General features: G+C 47.8%; 17 protein-coding genes. 10 read left to right on the top strand and 7 right to left on the bottom strand.

What is annotated here, in order from left to right:
- Window positions 1–25 precede the first annotated feature (25 nt).
- Window positions 26–706 carry a response regulator transcription factor gene (locus AT705_RS23950; protein ID WP_058798821.1) on the top strand — a complete coding sequence of 227 codons (681 nt, stop codon included), beginning with the start codon at window positions 26–28 and terminating at the stop codon, window positions 704–706.
- Entirely contained in the window at window positions 703–1,884 is a 1,182-nt protein-coding gene (locus tag AT705_RS23955) for a sensor histidine kinase (protein WP_058798822.1), read from the top strand. The genes AT705_RS23950 and AT705_RS23955 overlap by 4 nt, the downstream gene beginning before the upstream one ends.
- Window positions 1,885–1,917: 33 nt before the next feature.
- Here the strand turns inward: AT705_RS23955 and AT705_RS23960 are convergent, their stop codons facing one another.
- Window positions 1,918–2,733, bottom strand: a complete 816-nt coding sequence (locus AT705_RS23960) for a hypothetical protein (RefSeq protein ID WP_058798823.1) — start codon at window positions 2,731–2,733, stop codon at window positions 1,918–1,920.
- A gap of 112 nt (window positions 2,734–2,845) precedes the next feature.
- Here AT705_RS23960 and AT705_RS23965 point away from each other — a divergent pair, with 112 nt between their 5' ends.
- Window positions 2,846–3,772, top strand: coding sequence for a hypothetical protein (locus AT705_RS23965; protein ID WP_058798824.1), 927 nt, complete (start codon window positions 2,846–2,848; stop codon window positions 3,770–3,772).
- 482 nt (window positions 3,773–4,254) lie between these two features.
- Window positions 4,255–6,282 (top strand): methyl-accepting chemotaxis protein, encoded by a 2,028-nt coding sequence (locus AT705_RS23970; RefSeq protein ID WP_058798825.1) that lies wholly within the window; start codon window positions 4,255–4,257, stop codon window positions 6,280–6,282.
- A gap of 10 nt (window positions 6,283–6,292) precedes the next feature.
- On the opposite strand, the gene AT705_RS23975 is transcribed toward AT705_RS23970, so the two are convergent.
- Both AT705_RS23975 and nhaR read right to left on the bottom strand, forming a co-directional pair.
- Window positions 6,293–6,574, bottom strand: coding sequence for a SelT/SelW/SelH family protein (locus AT705_RS23975; protein ID WP_058798826.1), 282 nt, complete (start codon window positions 6,572–6,574; stop codon window positions 6,293–6,295).
- Window positions 6,571–7,485, bottom strand: a complete 915-nt coding sequence (nhaR, locus tag AT705_RS23980; RefSeq protein ID WP_058798827.1) for a transcriptional activator NhaR — start codon at window positions 7,483–7,485, stop codon at window positions 6,571–6,573. Before nhaR ends, AT705_RS23975 begins: the two co-directional genes overlap by 4 nt.
- A gap of 138 nt (window positions 7,486–7,623) precedes the next feature.
- Between nhaR and AT705_RS23985 the strand changes: the two genes are divergently transcribed.
- The 5 genes from AT705_RS23985 to arfB all read left to right on the top strand — a co-directional run bounded on the left by AT705_RS23985 (window position 7,624) and on the right by arfB (window position 12,685).
- Window positions 7,624–7,926: a hypothetical protein gene (locus tag AT705_RS23985; protein WP_058798828.1), complete on the top strand. Its 303-nt coding sequence runs from the start codon at window positions 7,624–7,626 to the stop codon at window positions 7,924–7,926.
- A 382-nt stretch (window positions 7,927–8,308) separates the two neighbouring features.
- A complete protein-coding gene (locus AT705_RS23990) occupies window positions 8,309–9,577 on the top strand; it encodes an efflux RND transporter periplasmic adaptor subunit (protein ID WP_058798829.1) in 1,269 nt (422 codons plus the stop codon).
- Between the two features lie 87 nt (window positions 9,578–9,664).
- Window positions 9,665–10,993, top strand: coding sequence for an ABC transporter permease (locus tag AT705_RS23995; RefSeq protein WP_237113854.1), 1,329 nt, complete (start codon window positions 9,665–9,667; stop codon window positions 10,991–10,993).
- 10 nt (window positions 10,994–11,003) lie between these two features.
- On the top strand, window positions 11,004–12,215 hold the full coding sequence (locus AT705_RS24000; protein WP_058798831.1) for an ABC transporter permease: 1,212 nt from the start codon (window positions 11,004–11,006) through the stop codon (window positions 12,213–12,215).
- Window positions 12,216–12,271: 56 nt separating this feature from the next.
- Entirely contained in the window at window positions 12,272–12,685 is a 414-nt protein-coding gene (gene arfB, locus AT705_RS24005; RefSeq protein WP_058798832.1) for an alternative ribosome rescue aminoacyl-tRNA hydrolase ArfB, read from the top strand.
- Between the two features lie 12 nt (window positions 12,686–12,697).
- On the opposite strand, the gene AT705_RS24010 is transcribed toward arfB, so the two are convergent.
- Genes AT705_RS24010 through AT705_RS24025 form a run of 4 tightly spaced genes read right to left on the bottom strand, consistent with a single transcriptional unit; the run spans window position 12,698 to window position 16,024 of the window.
- Window positions 12,698–13,948, bottom strand: a complete 1,251-nt coding sequence (locus AT705_RS24010; protein WP_058798833.1) for an ATP-binding protein — start codon at window positions 13,946–13,948, stop codon at window positions 12,698–12,700.
- Between the two features lie 6 nt (window positions 13,949–13,954).
- Entirely contained in the window at window positions 13,955–14,644 is a 690-nt protein-coding gene (locus tag AT705_RS24015; RefSeq protein ID WP_058798834.1) for a response regulator, read from the bottom strand.
- The gene (locus tag AT705_RS24020) at window positions 14,644–15,042 is read right to left on the bottom strand and encodes a DUF3019 domain-containing protein (protein WP_058798835.1); all 399 of its coding nucleotides are present in this window, start codon (window positions 15,040–15,042) and stop codon (window positions 14,644–14,646) included. The genes AT705_RS24015 and AT705_RS24020 overlap by 1 nt, the downstream gene beginning before the upstream one ends.
- Window positions 15,032–16,024 carry a MipA/OmpV family protein gene (locus AT705_RS24025; RefSeq protein ID WP_058798836.1) on the bottom strand — a complete coding sequence of 331 codons (993 nt, stop codon included), beginning with the start codon at window positions 16,022–16,024 and terminating at the stop codon, window positions 15,032–15,034. The genes AT705_RS24020 and AT705_RS24025 overlap by 11 nt, the downstream gene beginning before the upstream one ends.
- Window positions 16,025–16,177: 153 nt before the next feature.
- On the opposite strand from AT705_RS24025, the gene AT705_RS24030 reads away from it, so the two are divergent.
- Entirely contained in the window at window positions 16,178–18,256 is a 2,079-nt protein-coding gene (locus AT705_RS24030; protein ID WP_058798837.1) for a beta-propeller domain-containing protein, read from the top strand.
- The last annotated feature ends 23 nt before the right edge of the window (window positions 18,257–18,279 follow it).

Genomic DNA, 18,279 nt, shown 5'->3' on the forward strand with positions numbered 1-18,279 from the left:
CACAAAGTAACAGTATAGAGGTTAAATGCTGATCTTATTGGTTGAAGACGATGCCGTACTGGCAGCACAAACGATAGACTTTCTCAATGCTGAGGGAATCGAGGTGGATTATGCCGCAACCTTGAGCTGCGCAAAAGACATTGCAGCGCAAACGGCCACTTTCGATAAATATGATGCGATCGTGCTGGATATGGCGTTACCAGATGGTAATGCGTTGAGTTTATTACAGCAGTCGTTGGCCGGGTTTGATGCGCCTGTATTGTTTTGCACTGCGGCAACGGATCTGGATGACAAACTGGCTGCTTTTGCGGCAGGGGCACTGGATTATATGACCAAGCCCTTTGCCCTGCCTGAACTGGCGGTTCGGATTAAGTTGTTGGCGGGCAAGGTAAGCAAACATAATCAAGTATTTGAGCTTGGCAGCCTGCATGTGGATTTTTCGGCAAAAATTGTCACCCGCGGCAGCCGCACCATCGTTTTGTCGCCCCAGCAATGGCTGCTGCTTGCTTTGCTGGCGGAGCAGGCCCCCGCACCTGTTTGCAAAGCTCAGATCCTACGCCATGTCTGGCCTGACAGTGAGGTCAATAACAATATGTACAAATCGCTATTGACCCGGCTTCGGCATAACCTGAGTCGTGACGATGAACCCTCTGTCATACAAACTCTTAAAGGTCAGGGCGTTGCATTAAGAGAGCCGAGTTTATGAGGCAAAAAACACTCAGGTGGTATCTCGTACGATGGTTGTTTGCCCTGTTTGGACTGTTTTCCTTAATTTGGATCTGGGTGGCCAGTCAGGTGTATCACTATGCCTGGGATGGGACCTCAGAATATTATCTTTATCAGGACCTTGAGGTGGCGTTGTCGGGGCAGTTAATGTTGCCATACCAGGATGGTGGTAAGTTAATGGGTAATTGGCATGACTTACCCACAGACTATCAGCAAGCTTTACGTCAGCAAGGGCTTGGGCCAGAGGCAAAGGAGCAGGAAATCTCGCAACTGCTGATGCTGTCAGATGATTATCTATATGCTCTGCGCTACACAGAAACCGCCTTCGAGCCGCTGTATATTGTTCATCGTATTAGTGGTCAGGATTCGCCAAGTCTGGTGGCGGTGTTTATTGCGCTGACGCTGGCCTTGTTAATACTCGCTGCAGTGGCCTGGTGGCCAATACACCGGCGTATTGCGCGTGAATCAGGGCGACTGACGGCATCTTTGCAGAGCGTATCTTTACAGGAGAATGAAACTCAGACGCCGCAATTTGAAGAGCTCTCTTACCACTCCATTCTCGCTGCAACGGATGCGTATGCACAGCGTTATGCGCAGCAACAGGAACGGCTTTATTCCGCTTTTTTAAGTCATGAACTTAACACGCCGCTGGCTCAAATCCACAATACGATCTCACGTTTTGAGCAACTTGATGAACTTCCTTTAGATGCATTACCTTTGCTGACCCAGCTCGAAGAGGCCGGGCAGGATCTGGCGTCGCTGAGTGAAGCCATCTTGTTATTGTGTAAAGCCGATCAGGTCCGGCTGACGTCAATTGATCTCAATGTATTTTTGCAAACATGGCAACAGCACTGGCAGCAACAGGGGCTCAGGATCACGCTGGAAATCCCATCAGAGTCAATAAGTAAGCCTGTGCAGTCGCGTTTGCTGAATTTGCTCCTGGAGCAGATAGGCAAAAATGCGCTGCAACACGGTGAGGGCACGCTCCGAGTGTCGTTGGACAGCGATGGGATTATCTTCACGAATGGTATTAGCACACAGCAAACGCATCAGGGGCAGGGGTTAGGCACTCGCATTGTGTCACGCGTGTGTGCTTGTTTTGGCTGGCAGGCACAGCATAAGTCGGGTCAGTATTACACACTGACGATCCAATTTTAAGGATGCTTTAAAACTCAGCACCAGAGAGATTGACTACGTCATGCAGGTGCGGGAAAAGCTATGATCACGGTTAAGTGTAATCGCGGGCAAATGAATGACAATGGCTTGCGAGGTAATATAAACGACCCAGTTGATAGCTCTGATCTGAGGGTAGTAGCCTCGTCCTTCATTGCCAAAGATCCAAAATTGGCCGATAAGTGCATCTGCAACAGTGGCCAGTATCATACCGAGTGCCAGAATCGCCCTCGGCGTTTTTGGTATATCAGAGCTGATAAGTAAACACAGACCTAACAATGCAGCTTGTGCTATGACTATGGCATAGCCACCAGTTAAGAGCGTGACATACCAGCCACTGCCAGGTAAGTGCATATGTAAGTAGCTGAATAAGGCCAGCAACGAGGTAATTAGCGTGGCAATCATAAAGTAAACTACCTTAGCGCCTGAATAGCCCAGCAAACGCCAGCAGGCGAGAAATAAGAGCAGATAGCCGGGCATAAAAAACCACACAGAGTCTGCGAGGTAATCATGTTTTACTATGGCACTATGTTGGAAGTAGTTTTGAGTCAGGTTGAAGTTAACAACGTCGCCCGCCAGACAAAGCAGAAGAGAAAACACCACCAGGTTTGAAAGTGGCCGATAACTGCGTGCGTGTTGATGTTGGCCGATAACTTGTCTTATCATTAAACAATTACACAGCAATAAAGTCAGGGTCAATGCTTCAAAACTTAATACCCAGTTGCGTGTTTCACCTACCACAGACCACACGCCGAGCAGAGTGAAAATGAGATCGAGCATGGCGAGTGCGATGATTAAGACACTTATTTTTACCGTATGCCTGTGGGCAACCATCCTGGATCCTTGTTGTTATCTCGGCCTGTTTGTTGAAGGTACAACTTTTAACAGTATTCTCCATGCAAAAGCAATGCTTTTTGTGTAGATTGCCAGGCTTGAGAGGAAATATATGTCACAATTTAAAACAACATTGTCGTTTACTTTTTCGGTTTGTGCGCTTGGCGTCGCACTCTACAGCCACGTTACCCAGTCACCAGCACTCAGTAGCACATCTGATGTTCAATCAGCAGAAAATGCATCATTGCAAGGTGACAGCGAACGGTATGCGCCTGTCGAGGCAGGCAGCTTGGTTAAAAAACAGCAGCATATTGAGCAATTAGAGGAGCAAGTGCGTTATTTACAGGAGCGTGTTCTCGAACTGGAGAATCGCACTTTCTCTGCATCGTCTTCTCCTGACGCACTTGAGGAATCTGTATTAGCCATCCTGGAGAAAAAGGAGCAGCAAGAACGTGCTGAGCACAGGCAGAGTAATCCGGTTTATGGTTTTTATGAGGACTTGCCTGATGACTATGAGATGCGTCTGAAAACCGATCCTGAATATGCCGATAAACTGGGCAGACAATTACAGCAAAAAGTGTTGGATGAGAGTCTACCTGTGATTGACCGTTTGTCGGCGATGGGTCAGTTGCAGATGAATATGTATGTGCTGAATCGCACCCAAATGGACACCATGAGTTACGATACGGTGGACGCTGTGATTAAAATCAGCCGCGGGCAGTACGATGATAAACTCAGAGTTCAGGCACTGGATGTCGTTGCACAAACGCCAGTGGTAGACGCGCGTATAGCGCGTTCTTTGCTGGATATTGTTGAAAAAGAAGAAAACGATTACATGCGAGCAACGGCTGCAGAAGGTCTGATGTCGCAATATTATCAGGCGAACGATGAGCAATATCCGGGGCTTAAGCGGCAGCTGGCAAACGATATTCTGAAATTATACGACAACGATATTGATAATCAGGTTTATAACCTGATGCAGCGTATGATCGGAGACGAAGACCTGCTGGATCAAATTCGCAAAGATGCCAATAAGTAATCTTGCTAATCAGTTAGGTTTGAAACTTTTCTTTTCGTTATAGGCATGGTGTCTGGCGTGTCAAACGCACAGCTTTAAGAACATTATGTACCCAGTACCCAGTACCCAGTACCCAGTACCCAGTACCCAGTTCAATACAGTTAACTGTTATTACCTGGAGTGATATGCAGGCACATTATCAATAATATGACTTCATGGTCATCAATGGTCCAAAAAGGTACCGGAAAATATCAGGCAAGGTATGAATAGCTAAACCGAGGTCCCGCTAGCGCTGATCAATTGAAATGGTGTTTTAAAGGCAGGTTTTTTCAGCCAGTTGAGGTTGCCTTATTCAAACAAAGTGACAAATACCAATAATCGTATTTCGTAGTGTATTAATTACATCTATATTTATAGTGTATTTTTTCTGATAACTCGCATATTTAGCGCTGTCGCCTGCTCGTATATGAATAAGTTAGGTGGCGGTAAAGGAAGGGGTAGCCATGTTGCCGTTGCGGCTTTCCATCAAGCACAAAATCACCCTGGGGTTTGGTGGTATTGGTATGTTGCTGGTTATTGCCAGTGCGTTAGCTTATTGGGCATTGTTAGAGATCCAGCGTGCCAATCATAAAGTTACAGACACTGCCCAGCCCATCTTGCATGCCGCCGAGCAGTTCCAGCAACAGCAACTCAGGATCAGTAACCTAGTCTCCAAAGCATACAGTGCGGGTGATGAGTCCGGTATACAGCAGGTACAGCACGCTTTTAACCAGGCCGAATTGCGTGCGCAGTCGTTGCTCGATGAGTTAGAAATGCGCTCGGCAGATAATCCTGGCGTGGTGCAGCCGCTTCGGGAAGTTGCCTCAGTCCGTGCCGAGTTGCGGCAATTTTCAGACGCTTTGTTCGCCGCACGTCAGGCACAATTTCGTGCTGCATATACTATTGAGCAAGGCGTAGACCGTTTTTTTGAACACAGAAACACTGCGGGTATGGCGATGTTGGATATCGAGTTAATTGAAACAACGGATACCCGACTGAGAGAGGAAGTCGCGGGGACTGGGATCCGCATTGATGATCTGCTGTTTACGCTGGAAAATAATGTGCAATCTCTCGCGCAACTTAGCCCCGATAGCCTTGCAACCCATCGCGAGGATGTTGGGTTTATCGTTGATAACATCAGTGACAACTTAACTTACCTGAAACGTCAGTCTGTTGGGCTGCCAATTGAACCGTTACTTAAGCAGTTTGAGCCGGCTTGGGAGCACATTGTTCGTCAGTTAAAAGAGCCTGGCACTTTGTATCAGGCGCTTGAGCAGCGCTACAGGGGACAGCAAACCGCTATGGGGAGTTATCGGCGTGCCGAGCAGGCCTTTGCCGACTTATTTAACCAGATCGATGTTATCCAAGGTCAGACCCAGAACCAGTTTGATTTATATCAGCAGGCATCAGACCAATTGATTGAGCAGGCTCAAAATGCGGCCCTGATATTGGTTTTAGTTTTTGCCATTTTAGCGGTCTGGATAGCACTGTCCACAAGCCGTGCGATGCTTATTCCACTTGCTGCTGTAAATAAAATGCTGAGATATATTGCCAGTGGTGATTTTTCCAGGCGAATGGTTAAACGTCAGGATGATGAGTTTGGCACCCTGACTAACAATATTAATCAGGTAAAGCAAAGCCTCAGTAACTTGATGGAAGAAATAGACACTCAGGTATATGAATTAAAAGACTTAGCAGGTTCATCATTGGCGCGCAGCCAAACCCTGACCAGCAGGGCAACGGCGCAGGTTGAGAGGACAGACAATGCATTGAACATTGCGTCTAATATTGCCAGCAGTGCCATTGATGTGTCTGAACAGTCACGGGATGGTGTGTCCGGACTTAAGCATGCACAGCGACTAAATCAGGAAACGGCTCATAGTGTTATGCACAATAAGCAAAAGATCATGTCATTAAGCGGCACGATGACCGAATCTGTGGGGGCGATGGACGGGCTCAGGGCACACAGTGAAGACATAGGAAAAATTTTGGATACGATAGTCGCAATTGCTGAGCAGACGAATTTACTGGCATTAAATGCGGCCATCGAGGCCGCAAGGGCCGGAGAGCAAGGTCGGGGCTTTGCGGTGGTTGCTGATGAAGTCAGACAACTGGCTATTCGTACACAAAATGCCACGCAGGAGATCAATAAAATGATCGCGGCTCTACAGGCTGATACGCACACGACCGCGACTCTAATCCAAAATGGGGAGCAGGATGTTCGTGCGTGTGCCCAGCAAAGTGAAGTGCTCGCGAGTAATATGGCGCAGGTCAGTGAAGCCATAGAACAAGCAACTGCATTGAGTGAGCGGGTACTCGACGCCGCAAATCATCAGGCAACGCACTGCGAGAGTATTGCCGGGCTGATGAAAGATGTTCAGGAAACGGCTGCACGTAACTCACAGGAAATGGGCTTCATGGCCAAAGACAGTGAGTCACTCAGTGGCTTTGCAGCCAGGCTGACCCAGCTTATTGAACGCTTTAAGCTCTAGCTTTTTGGCTTTAACCGGTACTGTCGATATGACCCATATCACGTCCGGGATCGAGCTGATCCCGTACCCGACGTTTCAAAATTTTAGCCTCCGGAAAACCGCCATCACGTTCCCGACACCAGATCAGGATATCGTTATAATAGACTTTAAATACACCCTTACTGGCCGGGACCAGAGCGACCTCGGCCAACTCATCTGCAAACGTTGACAGCAATTCCTGGGCAAGCCAGCCACTGCGTAGTAACCACTGGCATAAAACACAATACTGGATCGCTATTCTGGGTTTACTCATGTTGGTTCCTGATTGTCATCTATGCTGCGCGCATGTTGCACAAACTCGGAATAAATCGAGTCTTTGATGAGTCTGTCAGGCGTAAAGGCATAGTAGTTCTGATAGACGTTTTCGATTGCACCTATGAAATTCACATCATAGTGTCGCTCTATTTCTTCGCGTACAGACAAAGGTGCAGGGAATACCCCAAACCCTTGTTGCCCCAGCGCTTTCATCAATGCACTGTCGTCTACATGACCGGCAACAGATATCTCGATTTTGAGTTCATTGAGCCAGTACTGAATGGCGCTGGTGACCGGACTGTTCTTGGCTGGCAGTATGATTGGTGTGTCGGCCAATGCAGCCGGAAAGTTGTCACCGGTTAAGGCCTGAACTTGCTTCATGCCATAAAACCCGATCTGACTCTTACCGATTTCGTGGCAAAAAAGTTTGAACGGGGTATCACCATCTAAGGGCTTATCCGCCAACACCAGATCCAGTTTGTGCGTGGCCATTTGCGCCAGCAGCTCAGCTTGTTGTCCGTCAATGCAGTGCAGATTGGAAATACGCTCGTTATCAATCAGGGGGGCCAACCATTTAGAGACCAGAGACTTTGGCAGCGCATCGGAAATACCGACCTTCAGTGTTCGATTGATAGAGGCAAGATCACCCTTGGTGGTTTCCAGCCATTCCTCTGCAATGGCAAACATGTCATCGGCATATTGCTGGGTGAGTTGTCCGTACTCGGTCAGTCGTAATCCTCTGCCTTCTCTTAAAAACAGTTGCTTACCCAGACGTTGCTCCAGACTGGTAATCTGTGCGCTGATGGTTTGGGGTGTCAGATGCAATATTTTGCTGGCCGCGGCAATGCTGCCGTGACGACTAACCTGCCAAAAGTAATACAGGTGGTTGTAATTTATGTTCGTTATCATTCGTAATATTCGAGGTTTTGCTAAGAATTAATCAGCTTTTTTCTTTTTAAATACATTAGTAGATTAGCCTCATCGACGCAACAATATGAGTTCAATTTCCAGTAAATTGCTGGCTTTGTACAAGAGGTTGATAGCATTATGAAACTAAATTTCAGAGCAACAGGCAAGCGTATTGCGCAGGCGACTAAGGCGCAGCTCGCAAAGTTGGCGACCAACAAGTTTATGCGCTATGACGCCCATATCCGCAAAGTGCGCATTGATGTGGATGAGCAGCCCTGTCAGCGCCACGGCGTTTTGACTATCTGTAAAGTGGAAGTGTTATTGCCCGGATTACCCAGTGTCTCTGTTCGAGCCAAAGGTAAGAATATGATGCAGGTGATCAAGCGTGCATTGTGTGACAGCGAATTGCTACTGGCGCGCCAGTTTAATCGGGTTGCTTAGTATAGCCCCAAGCGTACTGGAGCAACTCTATTGAAAAGTAGAAAATTTATTCGACCCAAACTGAACGAAATAGGAGGTGGCGTCCAGGTTAGAATATGATTATGCAGTATTTACAGTTATTCCCAAGCACTTGCGGCGGCATGGAGGCCGCGCTTTCCACTGCTCTTGCCAGTTTATCACTTAACAAACTTACCTAAATCCGCTACAAACAATGCTTCTTGGTGCAAGAATTAGTCAAGTAAGTTCAATAATGTACCCAGATTAATTTTCAAACTGATTAAAGTATTAATAAAATGTTTATTGTTGGTGACATTTAGATTGAGTTTTGCTATTTTCAGAGCCTGGTATTGATCAACACTTTTTAGTTTCAAGGACGTAGTGCATGCAGTATATCGACGATACCAGCGCTCAGGACAGCCAACTAGAGAAAAAACATAACTACAAACTCTATTTCCTGCTCATCGCTGGTGTATTTATTTCATTTTATTTTGTTGTTCCTCAGATACTTGCATGGGCAAGTGGAGAGAGCGCCGTGAGAATGGAAAACATTCATGTGGCGGAAGTACGTCGTGGTGAATTTGTGCGGGATATTTCTGTTCAAGGCCGCGTGATAGCGTCACGTCGTCCTACACTATATAGCCCGGCAGAAGGAACAGTTACTTATTTGGTGACTGCCGGAGACTCGGTGGAAATGAGCCAGCCGTTGGCGCAGATAGACAGCCCAGAACTGAAAAGCTTGCTGGCTCAGGAGCTGGCAGAGTTAACGCGCCTCAGCACGCAACTGGAACGAGAAAAAATTCAGGCTAAAAAGCAGGATCTTGCTCAGGAGAATTATCTGGGCAAAGCAATCGTGGCGCTGAATGCGGCAAAGCGTGAAATGCGCCGCAATGAAGAAGGCAAAAAGAATCAGGTGGTCAGTGATATAGATTACCAAAAAGCCAAAGATGAACTGGAAAACGCACAGCGAGAGCATCGCCTGGCGGTTAAAGAAGTAGCTTTGCTGAAGGAAAGCCAGAAGTTTGAGATCCAAACACGTGCCATTGAATTGCAAGCTCAACAGGTTTTGGTGGACGAATTAAAAAGACGTGTCGCTTCGCTGGAAATTCGCTCACCGGTTAACGGCATTGTGGGTAACCTGAACGTCGATCAGAAAAATACGGTGGTGAAAAATCAGCCGCTGCTGAGTGTGGTGGATTTGTCCCATTACGAGGTTGAGGTCAATATTCCGGAAAACTATGCCGATGATCTGGCTTTGGGAATGCCTGCTCAAATTACCTTAAATGGCCGCGCTTATGAAGGTGAACTCACCGCAATATCGCCCGAAATAGTGCGAGGTCAGGTGGAAGGCAAGATCCGCTTTAAGGAAGCAGAGATCACTGGCCTGAGGCAAAATCAACGCTTAACCAGTCGGATTGTGCTGGAAGAAAAATCAGGCGTTACCTATTTGCCCAGAGGTCAGTTTGTCGATGCATACAGCGGCAAGTATGCCTATGTACTGGACGAAGGCAGTGCAGTGAAAAAGTCCATAAGTTTGGGATCGAAAAGTCTTGGTCAGGTAGAGATCCTGTCGGGGCTGGCTGTAGGTGATACGGTCATCATTTCTGATACGCGCATGTTTAATAGTGCAGAGCGTGTGAGAGTCGTCCAGTAATTTAATCAACGCGAAGGCGCGATCACAACGATGATCGTGCCGACCCGGCGCTATTTTCGGGTACAACAAGGTGGAGGAAGCATGCTGATGAGATATTATTTCAAACTGGCCTGGATAAGCTTCAAACAGACTCCACTATTAAGTTCCTTAATTGTGGTCACTATAGCGGTCGGTATTGCCGCGACAATGACCACTTACACTATCAATTACATGATGAACCAAGAACCTGTGCCTGGTAAGTCAGACACCCTGTTTTTGGTCCAGCTTAACAGCTGGGGCCCGGAAAAAGCCTATTATAGTCAGGGCGAAGAAGAGCGGGTACCGCCTTATCTTACTTTTCAGGACGCGCAAAACTTATGGCGGGCAAACCGTGCCCAATCACATGTTCCTATTAGTGGTTATCGGGATCAGTTAAAGCTTCCAGAGCAGCCAGACTCTGTTGCAAAAACAGCATTGGTGCGTTCTACCAGCCGGGACTTCTTTACTGCCTTTAACGCCCCGATGAAGTTTGGTACTGCCTGGTCTGCTGAGGCCGATAGGCTAGGGGAGCGAGTTGCTGTTATCAGTGCCGATGTTAATCAACGGCTGTTTAATGGTCAGAACTCGGTTGGTCAGTCCATTACGCTGGGCGCACTGGAGTATCGTGTTATCGGGGTGTTGGACACCTGGCCAATCCTGCCGCGCTTTTATGGCGAAGCCATGCATGCTTTTCGTCAGCCCAGAGATGTGTTCATTCCATTTGAAACCCAAGTGCGTAACGCCCTTTGGTCTGCAAACTTACAGCCGTTTGAATGTTGGCGCGATCCACAAGACAGCTCGTTCGAAGCGTTATTGGCATCTGAATGTGTCTGGGTTTACTTTTGGGTGGAACTACAAGATACCAATCAACGCCGTTCTTACGAGGAATTCCTCTATTCCTACGTTCAGGAACAGCGTGTGCTGGGACGTTTTCAGCGCAAAATAGTCAATAAATTGAGTACACCTACTGAGTACCTGACTGAGCGCGAAGCTATTTCTGACGATAACCGGGTGGCACTCGGGCTGTCATTGTGTTTTCTATTGCTATGTTTATTGAACAGTACCAACCTCATGATGGCAAAGTTTCATGGCAAGGCTGGAGAGATTGGGTTACGCCGTGCTGTGGGCGCGAGCAGGCAACAGGTTTTTATTCAGTTCAGTGTCGAAACTGTGCTGATGGGGATATTTGGCGGTGTACTGGGTCTGGTACTGGCTCAATTGGGACTCACTATTTGCAGTCGGGTATATCAGCACTTGAGCAGCGATTTGATGCAAATGGATCTGTATATTCTGGTGTTGACGCCTTTGGTGGCGATATCAGTCAGTGTGTTCTTTGGTCTTTTCCCTGTCTTTAGAGCCAGTCGGATAGAGCCGGCCAGCCAGTTAAACAGTGTGTGAGGGACAACTTATGCGAGACTTGCTACCTATTCTCAAAACGCTGAATCACAGTCGGACCGCACCGATGCTGTTTGTGTTGCAAATTGCCGTCACCTTTATGATTTTGGTGAATGCCGCTTATATGGCAGTGCAAAAGCAAAGTTTATTATCCCGGCCAAGTGGTTTGGATGAGCAAAATACCTTTTATGTTCTCACCAACTTACCGGGCGATGCTGCTGCCAGAGCCGCGGATATTGAGCAAGATTTGCTGGCGTTGAAAGAGATATCTGGCGTTATCAATGCCTCTGTTACCTCGGGTGTTCCATTAACTGGGTGGGGAAATTTTCTGGAAGTCGCGACAGAAGCTGACGGAGACTACGATACGTTCAGTGGATACTATGGGGGAGATAACGCCCTGTTAGAGACCATGGGACTGACACTGGTTGCTGGGGAGGGCTTTACACAAGCCCCGCTCTATGCAGACACGGACGGATTTCGTGTCGCGACGGAGATCATCATTACACAGACGCTCGCACAGTCATTGTATCCGGATGACTGGCGCCAGGCAGTAGGCATGACACTTTATATTGATAAACGGCCTCAGCAGGTTCGTGGTGTGGTGAAAAGTTTGCAGGCCGCCTGGAGCTTTTGGGTGGTCGTGGAGCACAGTGTGCTGGCCCCTGTGATAGAAACCAGTGAATACGTCTATTATCTGGTGCGCAGCGCACCGAGTCAGCAGGCTCAGGTGATGGCGAATACGGCGGATTATTTGATGCGCCGACATGGCCGGAAGATTGAAGAGTTGATGACTTTTGCTGAAGTTAAACAGCAAAGTTATCAGGCTGAGTACGCGGCGAGTATGACCTTACTCTGGGTCGTTGGCTGTTTGTCCTTAGTCACAGCCCTTGGCATATTTGGTCAGGCGCGTTTTGCTGTCACCCAGCGTATTCGACAAATCGGCATCCGCCGGGCGCTTGGCGCGCAGCAAGGGCAGATTGTGGGCTATTTTATGTTAGAAAATGCGCTGCTTACTTTGTTTGGTGTAGCGCTTGGCTGTGTTGCAGCGGTTGTACTGAATATGCAGTTTAGTAACTGGTTTGAATTGGCAATTGTGCCCGCTGAATTCTTCGCCTTGGGCGGAGTATGTATGATGTTACTGGGTCAGGTTGCGACTCTGGCTCCCGCCTGTCGGGCAGCTAAAGTTTCCCCTGCAATAGCAAGTCGTTTGGGCGCGCCAAGATAGACTAGCGTACATGCGACTTGTTATGATAGACCCCAGAACAACAAGTCGTAGTCACTATGTTAAAGCTATCAAATCATGTCGAACTGGCAGCCTGGGAAATTGAACTATCAGCGATCAGAGCGCAAGGTGCGGGTGGGCAAAATGTCAACAAGGTATCTTCTGCCATTCATCTGAGGTTCGATATTCAGCGCTCAACCTTACCCTCGTTTTACAAAGAGCGATTGCTGGCCTTGCAGGACAGCCGCATCAGTAAAGAAGGTGTGATTGTTATTAAAGCGCAGAGTTTTCGCACTCAGGAGCAGAACCGAGAAGACGCGCTGGCCAGGTTGAAAGCGCTGATCCTCAGTGCAACGAAAGTGGAAAAAAAACGCCGTGCAACCAAACCTACCCGAAGCTCGCAGCGAAAGCGACTCGATAGCAAAAATAAACGGGCGCAAACCAAAGCGATGCGCGGCTCCGTGAAGTTTTAATCAGCATGTATGCTAGGCTACAAGTGGCAGCCTGAGGGTAAAGCGGGCGCCACCCAGCTCAGAATCATCAATCTGGCAATCGGTGTGGTGCCATGACAGTATTTTACTGACGATAGCAAGGCCTAAGCCAAATCCGCCTGTATCCTTATTACGACTCTTGTCCAGCCTGGAGAACGGCTGGAAGACCTGTTCACGCTTTGATTCAGGAATGCCGGGGCCATCATCCTCAACCAGAAACACAGCCATATTGTGTTGTCTGCTCAAGGTGATCCGAATGGTGCTTTGACCATATTTATCAGCGTTCTGTAACAGGTTTTGTATGACCCGGGTTAACTGATGGGGATCGCATTTAACCGGGACATCGCTGACGACGTCGGTCACCAGTTGCTTGCTGCTGGTGCGGGCGAGTTTATCGAGTTGGTCCAGTATCAGCGGTGCCAGGTCACATTGCTGCATGTGCAGTTGCTGGTTGGCAAACTCCAATCGCGCATAGCTGAGCATTTCATCAATCAGTACTTCCATTTCGGTTACGTCTTCTTCCATGGCTGAGACCTGTTCCGGTGCTTTTGGTGCCAGCATTGCCAGGGCAAATTTTAACCGTGCCAATGGGGTTCTCAGTTCATGGGAGACAGCATTGACCAGCTGTTTTTGATTGCTCATCAGGCTTGCCGTTTTCAACGCCATTCTTTCAATTTGCTGAGTCAATGTGTATATGGCTGAAAACCTGGATCTGGTGGGGGTCAGGTCGAGCGAGCCTGATGCAAGCTTCTCAGATGTACGCTTGAGTTGTACCAGGTCAATCCAAAGTGGCCTTAACCAGATGACCAGCAGCAGGGCCAGCAAGGAATATGAGAGCAATTTAATGGTGTATTGCTTCACTTTGGCTGACTTGGCAGGGGCAAATGGGCCAAGCTGAACGACAGAGGTACTGTTGTTAACCACAAAAAGCAGCAGGGCATTACCTTTATCGTCAAAGGAGGTGATTATCTCGCCCTGTTTAAGTGCCGCCAGCTGTTCGGGTAACCAAGCGACATCTTCGTATGGAAATACGGTCAGCTGCGGCTGTGCTTGGAGGTAGGAATCAAGCTCGTCTTTCTGCAGGTAGCTCAGTGCCTGCTGATAGTTTTTAGCAACCTGAGTCGCGTGACGTAAATCATCGGGCGCTTGTTCCACCCAGTTTCGCCATATCGCCTCGCTGCCCAGGTTAATTGCAATAATACTGGCAAATACCACAATATAGAGGCTGACAAGTAAACGCAGCATCGCGCCTCAGTCCCAGGCTGATTTAGAGCACAAGTATCCTTTACCCCAAACTGTGATTAATCGGTAGGGTTGTTCCAGGTTGTCATTGAGTTTTTTGCGCAGTCGGGAGATCCGGACGTCGACGCTGCGGTCCAGCCCATCATACGGTCGGCCAACGACCTGGTTATATATGTGCTCCCGGCTGAGTGTATCACCGGCGTTTCGGGCCAGTTCCCAAAGCAAATCAAATTCATAACTTGTCAGTTCGACTTCCTGTTCACTCAGGTAGGTTTTACGCGCGGCTTTATCGATCCGCAACTGGCCCAGCGTGAGTTGATCTGTACTGTCAGTTTGTTTACCCTGGCGACGCAAGAGTGCATTGAGTCTGGCGAGTAAAACATAGGGCTCAACTGGCTTGATAACATAGTCATCGGCACCAATTTCAAGACCTCTGACATGGTCAAAGTCACTGTCTTTAGCAGTCAGAAATAGCACCGGCCCTGAGTAGTCTGGTCTGATCCGGCGGCATATTTCGAAGCCATCCAGGTTGGGCAGCATAATATCCAGGATCACCACATCGGGTTGCTCTCTGATGATTTTCTCTGGCGCGAGCGCCCCATCGTGTATCAGGGTTACATCATAATTATTACTTTGCAAAAACTGTCCGGTGAGCTGAGCCAGTCTCTCATCATCTTCTACCAGTATGACTTTGGTCATTAAAATAAACTCCAATCTGTTTTAAGTTTCCTGCGATACTTAGTGCTGACAACAGCATTGACTTTGACGGTCTTTTTGGCAAGCGTATTTTGCTGTGTATCCCGCAAACTGAATTCCATGTTTTGTGCCAGCTTGACGGCCAGCTTGGCTGTGCCTTTGTTGCTACTTTCCCAGCAATGCAAGCGAGCGTTTGCCTGATATAGGCAAAGGTTTTCCTGTACAGCATGATGCCAGTTAACCCGTATGGTCATCTGGCAGGTTTGTCCTTGTGTTTTTACCATACAGACCAGTGGCTTTATCTCGAACAGCGGAGGAGGCTCTGAGGCGGCTTGCACCGAAAACGTGCACCACACCAATGCACCAACCGACAGGCCGTACGAGGCGCAGTTAAAACGCATACAAGCCTCCAATGAAGACTGAGGTTGTATAGTCTTCATCAACAATAGGGCTGTTTGCGATACTTGAGCCAAGCCATTGGTGCTTTGCGGTGAATTTAAATTGCCAGCTGTCGCTCAGTTTGTGGTTGTATGCGACGCCAATGTAAGGGTTGAAAGTGCTGTCCACTTGGTAACGAAAGTGGCTAAGTTCGGTATCTCTTTCAGTAATACCGTAATAATAACTTCCTAACTTTGCGTCTTTGTAATCGACGCCCACTTTAAATTGAAGCTGAGCATACTTAGGGTCGCCGAACGGCAGCTTGTAGCTATATCCCACTGAGCCGTGAAACCCTTTATAAATCCCCCGTACATCGTGAAGTAATTTTACTGTCAGCTTTTGTTGTTCGGAGATGTACCAGTGCGCCAATATACCGCTGTCGATCGCCCATTTTCGTTTTGCTAGATCGTCGAAGGTTAACGAAGGCTGTTGAGTCAGTTTTGGGTCTTGTTCTACGTCGGTGACCGGGACTTGTACGCTGACTTTATTGGGCGGATTGACGCTGTCTCCCCCATCTGCATCAGCACCATTGTCACCGGAATTGACATCGATTTGGGGTAAGTTAACCCGTTCACTGATGTCCGGGGAAAGTGTATTTGAGCGCAACAAGGTACCAGGCCGGGAGCGGCTAAAGAAAGCCTGTTCAGAATTGAGTTCAGCAATCCAGCTGACATCAAATGCACGATGGTCAAAAAAAGTGTAACCGATAGCGGTGTTATCGAGAAAGAACCGGTCGCTGTAATAGCGCACATAAGGTAATACGACCAGAGGAGAGTGATCGCTATCTTTCAAAGGGTTAGTTGCAACACCTGCCCCGAGTGCAATGGAAACCTCCCATTGTGATACCTCAATGCAGTTTTCGGGGTGAGTGTCACAGTTGGCCAAAGCCGTACCGCTAAACAACACAGAGCCAATCACACCTGACAGACGTTTCACTTTTTTCACCCACTCCTTATTCAGAACAACTGTACTTTACCAATAAAATTACCAATTACCAGAAAGAGTTACATTAAATAACATTTCAAACCGCAGTAGTAACAGCAACTCTTTGGCATTCGAGTAAGGTTATGTACATACTTAATCCCAAGGAGACAGCCAATGTTATATTCTACCCAGCAAAAGTTATGTGCTGCTGCGCTTACTTTAGCGCTGCTCAGTGCATGTGGCGGAGGGAGTGATAGTAATACTTCCACCCCTGATCCAGGCAATGGGGGGACTCAACCCCCACCCAACAAAGTGCCTGATTTGTCTACCGGCGAGGCCAGTGCTAAAAAGTTGCGCAAAGCACATGCGTCAGACTTTTCGACTTACCTTAAAAATGGTGTTTACCTGGCTCAAGGTACGACAACAAACCAGGATAGCGGCGAGCAGGTCAATTCGCCAGTCGCGGATGCTGCAACACCAAAGTATTCGACCACTAATGTTCAGGAACAAGCGGTTGACGAAAGTGACAGAATTAAATATGACGGTACACATTTGTTTATTGCAAATACGGCTGATTTTCAGGCCACTGAAGGAGAGCATAAACAGTCTGTGCGGATCTTAAAACGCGAAGAAAGTGGTGAGTTAGGGTCATCCAGTACTTTAGTGACCAGTACAGATTACTACGCTCGGCAGCAACTATACTTACAAGAGGATAGCCTCGCTGTGGTACTGAGTAATGACAAATTCGGTTTTTTCATTGAGCCTGCTGTAGTATCGGATGCCCTGGATACATACATGCCTTATTCATACGTGCGCGATTTTGCTCTGACGCTGGTCGATGTCAAAGACCCTTCGCAGGGAAATATCACGCACCAGCTCCGTTTTGACGGTGAATTGATAGATTCTCGTGTTATTGGTGATTCACTCTATCTGATCAGTGAGTTTTCTGCGAGTTTTGACGGATTTGCGCAAGAAGGCGAGGATCTGGATTTAGCGAATTATCAAAAAATCACCGGGACTGACATCGCTGAGTTATTGCCTAAAGTGACGGATCTTAAAGCTGGTACTGAGCGGCCCCTGGTTGACCCAACGACCTGTTATATGCCAGATGAAGCAACAGAGCTGAATGGTTATCACCGCATTACCTCTGTGACTCGTGTGTCGCTGAGCGATCCGGATTCGCTAACGACAACTTGTATAGCCAGCCGTACTGAGGGGATTTACATGTCTCAGAATAATGTGTATCTCTATGGCTATTACTATGAGCCTGAAGAAGTCACATTTGATGACTCTATACAGACAGTGATCCACCAGTTTAACTTGGCAGAAGGTGCTGTAAATTATGCTGCTTCGGGCAAAGTGGCAGGGCGTTTAGGCAGCAGTAATCTCAACCTGAGATTCAGTGAGCATGAAGGGGTCCTGCGTATAGTGACGTCACGCTTTACGGAAGTAAACGGTATACTGCATAAGCTCTATTTGCTGGAAAACACAGGTGACGAGCTTGCGGTGATCAGCCAACTACCAAATGAAACACGCACTACGCCGATCGGAAAAGTGTCTGAAAATGGCCTGGTCGAAGAAGATATCTATGCTGTGCGCTTTTTCGGTGACAAAGCTTACATAGTGACCTTTCGTCGGATTGATCCTTTGTATGTGCTCGATTTAGCAAACAAAAATGACCCTAAAATCACGGGAGCATTAGAAATTCCTGGCTATTCGGCATACCTCCACCCGGTGTCGGAAGACTTACTCATCGGCATTGGCCAAAATGTTCAGAACTGGTTTTTGGACGGGCCTTTAGAAGTTGATGATGAAGTCGGTGCCAAAGTGAGCTTGTTTGATGTCAGTGACATTAGCGCGCCGTCACTGGTTGACGAAAAAGTGTTTAGTGGTGGGTTTAGCCCGGTTGAGTTTGACTATCACGCTTTTAGTTACCTAAAACACAGTGATCAGGTGTTTAGAATGACCTTGCCTGTGGAAAGCTGGCTTACAGAGAGTGAAAGTGACAACACTGTAAACTGGTACAAGCGCAACGAACTGGCCGCATTTGAAGTACATACAGGCGAAACGCCTAAGCTACAGTATATGGGCAGCAGTGTGCCGCAGCAGCAACCCGACGTTGAAGTATCCCCGTATATCTGGGCAGGTGATGATCGGGGTGTTCTGCATGGCGATCATATTTACTATGTGCACGGCAATTTTGTTTGGTCTAGCCTGTGGCAAACACCACAGAACACCACCGGACCATTCTGACTTGATTGATAAAAATGATGCAG

Source organism: Pseudoalteromonas rubra (assembly GCF_001482385.1).
Lineage (GTDB): Bacteria > Pseudomonadota > Gammaproteobacteria > Enterobacterales > Alteromonadaceae > Pseudoalteromonas > Pseudoalteromonas ardens.

Coding starts and splice junctions, on each gene's coding strand:
- AT705_RS23950 (WP_058798821.1), top strand. CDS start 26: ATGCTGATCTTATTGGTTGAAGACGATGCCGTACTGGCAGCACAAACG.
- AT705_RS23955 (WP_058798822.1), top strand. CDS start 703: ATGAGGCAAAAAACACTCAGGTGGTATCTCGTACGATGGTTGTTTGCC.
- AT705_RS23960 (WP_058798823.1), bottom strand. CDS start 2,733: ATGGTTGCCCACAGGCATACGGTAAAAATAAGTGTCTTAATCATCGCA.
- AT705_RS23965 (WP_058798824.1), top strand. CDS start 2,846: ATGTCACAATTTAAAACAACATTGTCGTTTACTTTTTCGGTTTGTGCG.
- AT705_RS23970 (WP_058798825.1), top strand. CDS start 4,255: ATGTTGCCGTTGCGGCTTTCCATCAAGCACAAAATCACCCTGGGGTTT.
- AT705_RS23975 (WP_058798826.1), bottom strand. CDS start 6,574: ATGAGTAAACCCAGAATAGCGATCCAGTATTGTGTTTTATGCCAGTGG.
- nhaR (WP_058798827.1), bottom strand. CDS start 7,485: ATGATAACGAACATAAATTACAACCACCTGTATTACTTTTGGCAGGTT.
- AT705_RS23985 (WP_058798828.1), top strand. CDS start 7,624: ATGAAACTAAATTTCAGAGCAACAGGCAAGCGTATTGCGCAGGCGACT.
- AT705_RS23990 (WP_058798829.1), top strand. CDS start 8,309: ATGCAGTATATCGACGATACCAGCGCTCAGGACAGCCAACTAGAGAAA.
- AT705_RS23995 (WP_237113854.1), top strand. CDS start 9,665: ATGAGATATTATTTCAAACTGGCCTGGATAAGCTTCAAACAGACTCCA.
- AT705_RS24000 (WP_058798831.1), top strand. CDS start 11,004: ATGCGAGACTTGCTACCTATTCTCAAAACGCTGAATCACAGTCGGACC.
- arfB (WP_058798832.1), top strand. CDS start 12,272: ATGTTAAAGCTATCAAATCATGTCGAACTGGCAGCCTGGGAAATTGAA.
- AT705_RS24010 (WP_058798833.1), bottom strand. CDS start 13,948: ATGCTGCGTTTACTTGTCAGCCTCTATATTGTGGTATTTGCCAGTATT.
- AT705_RS24015 (WP_058798834.1), bottom strand. CDS start 14,644: ATGACCAAAGTCATACTGGTAGAAGATGATGAGAGACTGGCTCAGCTC.
- AT705_RS24020 (WP_058798835.1), bottom strand. CDS start 15,042: ATGCGTTTTAACTGCGCCTCGTACGGCCTGTCGGTTGGTGCATTGGTG.
- AT705_RS24030 (WP_058798837.1), top strand. CDS start 16,178: ATGTTATATTCTACCCAGCAAAAGTTATGTGCTGCTGCGCTTACTTTA.